Source organism: Bartonella sp. AC535YNZD, from assembly GCF_042196625.1.
Classification (GTDB): domain Bacteria; phylum Pseudomonadota; class Alphaproteobacteria; order Rhizobiales; family Rhizobiaceae; genus Bartonella.
Window position 1 is genome coordinate 2,501 of record NZ_JBHIQP010000025.1, and the last position, 5,427, is coordinate 7,927.

Below are 5,427 nucleotides of genomic sequence, written 5' to 3' on the forward strand. Positions count from 1 at the left end.
TAGAGCGCGCGCTTGATAAGCGTGAGGTCGGAGGTTCAAGTCCTCCCAGGCCCACCAATTACTCTATCAATCTATAAGCGCTTGTGAAACGTGCTCAGAGGAAGCTTTCTTTATTAATTTATAAGAACCTTATCAGTTTATAGGAATATTACCGGTGCATAAAAATTTTACTGGTACAAAGAAAAGTGCTTTCTTTGGTTTTAATATCCAAAATTGCAGTGGTCTTAAGGTAAATTTAAGTGATCTTGAGATATAAGGTAAAAAAATGTTTCGAGAAAAGGCAATAAAGCGTAGCAATTTTGAGAAAATAGCAATTTTAAGTGATCTTGAATTTTAAGCGTTTCGAAGGCGTTATATTGTTTTAGGGGCCGTAGCTCAGCTGGGAGAGCACCTGCTTTGCAAGCAGGGGGTCGTCGGTTCGATCCCGTCCGGCTCCACCACTTTAATCGGTCATCATCATGTTGTAAGAACACGGTTTAGTAAGAGGTTTTTAGCCTTTTGCTTGTTCTATTGAAATTGTGAAGAGAAGATATATTCAGACATGTTCCTTTTTAAGGTTCCTTCTGAGGTGCAAGTTTTTTGTTAAGAAAAATACTTTCTTGGGAAAATGCTTGTTGTCGAAAAAAGGTTTTGGAAAACAGATTTTAAAAAAGATCTTGAAAGAAAAACCTTTCTTCCGAAGAGGAAATCTTAATTTAGAAGGAAATCTTAATTTAGAAAAAGAGACATGTGTCGCAAGGGAATGCTCAAAACCCTTGCTTATGATTGGAAGCTTAACCGCGCCATTGAATATATCTCGAGAAGCTGGTCTTTTCTGCTGATATTTGGTTTGTTTTGCGCTTTATTTTGCACAAGATAAAGAGAAGCAGACAAACCGTGAATGAATATTGGCAATGAGAACGATCAAGTGTCTTAAGGGCATTTGGTGGATGCCTTGGCATGCACAGGCGATGAAGGACGTGATACGCTGCGATAAGCTACGGGGAGGTGCGAATACCCTTTGATCCGTAGATTTCCGAATGGGGCAACCCACCTTTGATGGCTAGAAAAATTAAGCTGTTTTTTAAAACAGTTTAGTTTTCTAGTCGTCAGATAAAGGTATCTACACCTGAATAAAATAGGGTGTAAGAAGCAAACGCAGGGAACTGAAACATCTAAGTACCTGTAGGAAAGGACATCAAACGAGACTCCGTTAGTAGTGGCGAGCGAACGCGGACCAGGCCAGTGGCTTGAATTAAGAAAAGTAGAAACGACTGGAAAGTCGTACCAAAGAGGGTGATAGTCCCGTATACGTAAATCTGATTTAAGTCCTAGAGTAGGGCGGGACACGTGAAATCCTGTCTGAACATGGGTCGACCACGATCCAAGCCTAAGTACTCGTGCATGACCGATAGCGCACCAGTACCGTGAGGGAAAGGTGAAAAGTACCCCGACAAGGGGAGTGAAATAGTACCTGAAACCGAATGCCTACAAACAGTCGGAGCCCAAGATTCGTTCTGGGTGACGGCGTACCTTTTGTATAATGGGTCAGCGACTTAGTCTAACGAGCAAGCTTAAGCCGGTAGGTGTAGGCGTAGCGAAAGCGAGTCTGAATAGGGCGTTCAGTTCGTTGGATTAGACCCGAAACCGAGTGATCTAGCCATGAGCAGGCTGAAGGTAAGGTAACACTTACTGAAGGGCCGAACCCGTATCTGTTGCAATAGATTGGGATGACTTGTGGCTAGGGGTGAAAGGCCAATCAAACTCGGAAATAGCTGGTTCTCCGCGAAATCTATTTAGGTAGAGCGTTAGTCGAATTCTCCAGGGGGTAGAGCACTGGATGGGCTAGGGGTCCTCACCGGATTACCAAACCTAACCAAACTCCGAATACCTGGAAGAACTAACTAGCAGACACACGGCGGGTGCTAACGTCCGTCGTGGAGAGGGAAACAACCCTGACCACCATCTAAGGTCCCCAAGTTATGGCTAAGTGGGAAAGGATGTGAGGATCCCAAAACAACCAGGATGTTGGCTTAGAAGCAGCCACCATTTAAAGAAAGCGTAACAGCTCACTGGTCTAAATAAGGGTCCCTGCGCCGAAAATGTAACGGGGCTAAAGCCATACACCGAAGCTGTGGATTTACTCCTTTTGGAGTAAGTGGTAGCGGAGCGTTCCGTAAGCCTGTGAAGGGAGACTCGTGAGAGCTCCTGGAGGTATCGGAAGTGAGAATGCTGACATGAGTAACGATAAAGGGAGTGAGAGACTCCCTCGCCGAAAGTCCAAGGGTTCCTGCTTAAAGTTAATCTGAGCAGGGTGAGTCGGCCCCTAAGGCGAGGCCGAAAGGCGTAGTCGATGGGAACCACGTTAATATTCGTGGACCTGTGGGTAGTGACGGATTGCGTATATTGTAAGATCTTATTGGATTGATCTTGCAGTGAAGCAGTTCCAGGAAATAGCTCCCACATATAGACCGTACCCCAAACCGACACAGGTGGACTGGTAGAGAATACTAAGGCGCTTGAGAGAACTACGTTGAAGGAACTCGGCAAATTGCACGCGTAACTTCGGAAGAAGCGTGACCCTTTAGCGGGCAACCGTTAGAGGGTGGCACAAACCAGGGGGTAGCGACTGTTTACCAAAAACACAGGGCTCTGCGAAGTCGCAAGACGACGTATAGGGTCTGACGCCTGCCCGGTGCTGGAAGGTTAAGAGGAGATGTGCAAGCATTGAATTGAAGCCCCAGTAAACGGCGGCCGTAACTATAACGGTCCTAAGGTAGCGAAATTCCTTGTCGGGTAAGTTCCGACCTGCACGAATGGCGTAACGACTTCCCCGCTGTCTCCAACGTAGACTCAGTGAAATTGAATTCCCCGTGAAGATGCGGGGTTCCTGCGGTTAGACGGAAAGACCCCGTGCACCTTTACTATAGCTTTACACTGGCATTTGTGTCTGTATGTGTAGGATAGGTGGTAGACTTTGAAGCAGGGGCGCTAGCCTTTGTGGAGTCATCCTTGAAATACCACCCTTACCGATATGGATGTCTAACCGCAGTCCGTTATCCGGATTCGGGACCGTGTATGGTGGGTAGTTTGACTGGGGCGGTCGCCTCCTAAAGAGTAACGGAGGCGCGCGATGGTAGGCTCAAAACGGTCGGAAATCGTTTGTTGAGTGCAATGGCATAAGCCTGCCTGACTGTGAGACTGACAAGTCGAGCAGAGTCGAAAGACGGTCATAGTGATCCGGTGGTCCCGTGTGGAAGGGCCATCGCTCAACGGATAAAAGGTACGCCGGGGATAACAGGCTGATGACCCCCAAGAGTCCATATCGACGGGGTTGTTTGGCACCTCGATGTCGACTCATCGCATCCTGGGGCTGGAGCAGGTCCCAAGGGTATGGCTGTTCGCCATTTAAAGCGGTACGTGAGTTGGGTTCAGAACGTCGTGAGACAGTTCGGTCCCTATCTGCCGTGGGTGTTGGAATATTGACAGGACCTGTCCCTAGTACGAGAGGACCGGGATGGACGTATCTCTGGTGGACCTGTTGTGGCGCCAGCCGCATAGCAGGGTAGCTATATACGGACGAGATAACCGCTGAAGGCATCTAAGCGGGAAACTCACCTGAAAACAAGTATTCCCTGAGAACCGTGGTAGACCACCACGTTGATAGGTCAGGTGTGGAAGTGTGGTAACACATGAAGCTTACTGATACTAATCGTTCGATCGACTTGATCGTTCTCATTTCCCATATTCTTTCTTTAAATATAAAAATTCCAGCTTCTCATCATTCATGCTTTTTGCTGACTTGGTGGTTATGGCGGAGTGAACGCACCCGATCCCATCCCGAACTCGGCCGTGAAACGCTCCAGCGCTGATGGTACTTTGCCTTAAGGCACGGGAGAGTAAGTCGCCGCCAGGTCTGCTAAAGGCATGATAGATAACAATTCAAAATAAAAATATAACGATAAATATCAAGGCTCAATACTGAGAGTAGACAATAAAAAAATCTTGTCTTAAAATATATAGCGCGGGGTGGAGCAGCCCGGTAGCTCGTCAGGCTCATAACCTGAAGGCCGCAGGTTCAAATCCTGCCCCCGCAACCACTTCTTAATAGTTAACCCTATAATATTCCCTAGCATTCCCGTAATAGTAACTTGACTCTTCTCAATCTAAACAGAAATATGCCAAACGCAGAGAATAATCTGCTCAATAAGCCTAATTAAAAAAGCTTATAAAATTAAAAAAATCCATACTATTGTCTCTTTACATTGCAAACATTCTAAAGGCGTCAATGAAATATCATAGATAAACGAGACCTTGTATCAAAAAAAACATCTCATTTTACTCTTCTAAAGTTCAAAAAAATAACAAAAGCTCTCTCTCAACACACCGTGATAACAAATCATGCCAAAAAAAGACCTATGGAGCGGCTTTGGGGCTGGATCGGATCTCTTCTCAGCCCTAAAAGAACGCAATAGGACTCATAAGGGGTATGCTACTAATGAAGCAGAGATAGGCAGAGAATGCTTTCTTCTCTCTAAAACGATAAATCTAAAAGCTCTTCTTAATACTGGAAAACAAAAATAGCATCAAGCTCTGAAAATAAAAGCAGGCGGAAACGTGTCGTAGCGTGTAAACGCATGGAGTGAAATGCTAATCACTCGAAACTCTTCTCACGTAACAGAGATATAATCGAAAACGCTATGGAAAAAGGAAAAAACGTACGAGCGCGTAAATACCCGTAGAGTTATGCTGAGGAGATATAGGAGCACTCGCAACTCTGCCCTGCGTAAAAAAACGCAATGCAGAAATAGGGGACACTCCGCTAAACATTATGCCCTCTGAAACAACTAGAAAAAAGAGCGTAGAGGTGTATGTAATTCACACACAGAAACACTCCTCAAAAACTAAATCTAAGCTCAGCTTCTCTCTCTTTTACGATATCCCTCCCTTTGTCCTATGTGTGCCTATATATCTTCATCCTTAAAACAATCTGCTAACTTTTTGTAACAAAAAATTGCACATAATTCCTTGACCACCTAAACTATCTATATCCCTAAATACTAAGGCGGATTTTTACTTAGAAAGCTTTTGGGGAAAGCTTTTGGGGTACTGAGCCTATGCCTATGATCTGTGGGGGCAGTGCTTTACGGCTTAGATAGAGAAATAACAGCTTTTTACACTATCCTAACATACATAAAGCAACCTTAAGAGAAAAAACTCTAAAAGTTACATATCCCTATCCTTGGCGCAATGGACTATCTGTTTTGAAAGAGACTATCTCACATTATCTCTTGGACATCTGCTCTAGCCCCATTTACCGTTTCTAGGGTGACATGTTCTTTAAAAAATTAATGATTTTTGCGATCTTTTTTAGAAACCAGCGTAATGAGGGAGAAAGTATGCCGTGAGAAAAAAAGGGGCAGCTTTTTGCTTTTGCAGCCATTGGTC

General features: G+C 44.9%; 3 tRNA genes and 2 rRNA genes (1 of these 5 running past the window's edge). All 5 read left to right on the forward strand.

Features of this window, described 5'->3' with window-relative positions:
• A tRNA-Ile gene (locus ACFIM8_RS08620) sits at positions 1-57 on the forward strand (it extends 20 nt beyond the left edge of the window).
• A 307-nt stretch (positions 58-364) separates the two neighbouring features.
• Positions 365-440: transfer RNA gene (locus ACFIM8_RS08625), tRNA-Ala, on the forward strand.
• A gap of 461 nt (positions 441-901) precedes the next feature.
• Positions 902-3,712: ribosomal RNA gene (locus ACFIM8_RS08630) — 23S ribosomal RNA — on the forward strand.
• A 68-nt stretch (positions 3,713-3,780) separates the two neighbouring features.
• Positions 3,781-3,895 (forward strand): 5S ribosomal RNA (gene rrf / locus ACFIM8_RS08635).
• Positions 3,896-4,002: 107 nt separating this feature from the next.
• Positions 4,003-4,079 (forward strand) — tRNA-Met (locus ACFIM8_RS08640).
• Positions 4,080-5,427 lie beyond the last annotated feature (1,348 nt).